The 1,930-nt window shown below is 75.1% G+C and carries 1 protein-coding gene; it reads left to right on the top strand.

Annotated features, from left to right (window positions below):
- Positions 1-1,927, top strand: a 1,927-nt coding sequence (locus WH07_RS35580) for a type I polyketide synthase (RefSeq protein ID WP_157877498.1), incomplete at its 5' end; no start/stop codon positions are given.
- Positions 1,928-1,930: the final 3 nt, after the last annotated feature.

Raw genomic sequence — 1,930 nt, 5'->3', positions numbered from 1 at the left:
GACCACCCCCGCGTCCCCCACCGGCCGCCGCTGGGCGGTCCTGGGAGACACCCTGGCCGCACCGGACGACCTCTCCCTCGTACGGGCAGCATCGCTGCGCGAACTCCTCGACTCCGGGGAACCGCTGCCCGACCTCGTACTGGCCCCGGCCGTCAGCGACCTGACGGAGCATCAGGATCAGCGGGCAGCCCTGCCCACCCGGGTACGGACCGTGCTGCGCACCGTACTGGACCTGCTGCGCACCTGGTCGGCCGACCGGCGGACCGCCGGATCACGGCTGGTGTTCGTCACCCGGGGCGCGGTCGCCACCAGTGCCGGGGAGGACGTCCGGGATCTCGCGGCGGCGCCGGTCTGGGGCCTGGTCCGCTCCGCCCAGTCGGAGAACCCCGGCGCCTTCCTGCTGCTCGATCTGGAGGACCTCCACGACACCACCACCCTGCGCACCGTCCTGCCCGCGCTGCCCTCTCTCCTCGACATCGGGGAGACCCAGGCGGCCGTCCGCGGCGGCGAGATCCAGGTGGCCCGGCTGGCACGGCTCGCCCAGGGACAGACCCGCTCGCACGGCAGCGGCGTCCGGTCCTGGGACCGCGACGGTACGGTCCTGATCACCGGCGGCACCGGCGGCCTCGGCGCCGAACTCGCCCGCCATCTCGTCACCGGCCACGGCATCAAGCATCTGCTGCTCGTCAGCCGGCGCGGCCCCGACGCCCCCGGCGCCAAGGAACTCCGCGCCGAACTGGCCGCCCACGGCGCCGAAGTGACCGTCGCGGCCTGCGATGTCGCCGAGCGCCCGGCCCTGGACGGGCTGCTCGCCGGCGTACCGGCCGAACACCCGCTGACCGCCGTGGTGCACACCGCCGGTGTGCTGGGCGACGCCACCATCGACTCGCTGACCCCCGCGCTGGTCGACCGGATACTGCGTCCGAAGGCGGACGCGGCCTGGCATCTGCACGAGGCGACCCGCGATCTCGGCCTGGCCGGGTTCGTCCTCTACTCCTCGGTCGCCGGCATCACCGGAGGCCCCGGCCAGGGCAACTACGCCGCCGCCAACACCTTCCTGGACGCCCTGGCCCTGCACCGCGCCGCCCTCGGACTGCCCGCGGTGTCCCTGGCCTGGGGGCCCTGGGCGCGTACCGGCGGCGGAATGACCAGCGGTCTCAGCGACGCCGACATGGGACGCATGGCCCGCTCGGACCTGGCACTGCTCCCGGTGGACACGGGACTCGCGCTGTTCGACGCCGCGACCGCGCGCGACGAGGCGTTGCTCGTACCGGTCCTGATCGCCGAGGGCGCGGGCGCGCGGGCCGCCGGGACCACGACGGAGATTCCGGCGATCCTGCGCGGACTGCTCCGCAGGCGGCGCCGCACGGCCGCCGCGGGGCGCGGGCGTGCCACCGGTCTCGTCCAGCGCCTGGAGGGGCTGGCCGCAGAGGAGGCGGAAGCCCGGCTGGTCGAGCTGGTACGGGCCGAGACCGCCGCCGTGCTGGGGCATACCGACGCCGACGCGATCCCCGCCGACCGGGACTTCAGCAGGCTGGGCTTCGACTCGCTGATGGCGGTGGAGCTGCGCACCCGGCTGACCGGGGCCACCGGGGTACGGCTCTCCGCCACCCTCGTGTTCGACCATCCCACCCCGGCCGCCGTCGCCCGGCACCTGACGTCGCAACTGCTCGGCGACACCGGGCCGGGCTCGGCCCCCTCGCCGCTGGCCGCGCTCGGCACGCTGGAGGAGGCGCTCGCCGCGGGCACGCTCGACGAGGTCACCAGGAACGGGGTCGCCGGACGGCTGCGGCAGCTCCTCGCGCGATGGGACGCACCGGGACCGGAGACCGGCGGACTCGTCGTCACCGAACGGATCGAGGCCGCCAGCGCCGACGAGGTGCTGGCCTTCATCGACAACGAGCTGGGCCGGGCGGCGGAGTTCTGATCC

The sequence above is a fragment of the Streptomyces odonnellii genome (assembly GCF_000981895.1).
Classification (GTDB): domain Bacteria; phylum Actinomycetota; class Actinomycetes; order Streptomycetales; family Streptomycetaceae; genus Streptomyces; species Streptomyces odonnellii.
The sequence above is the reverse complement of the archived record's forward strand: the minus strand, read 5'-3'. Positions and strand labels throughout refer to the sequence as shown.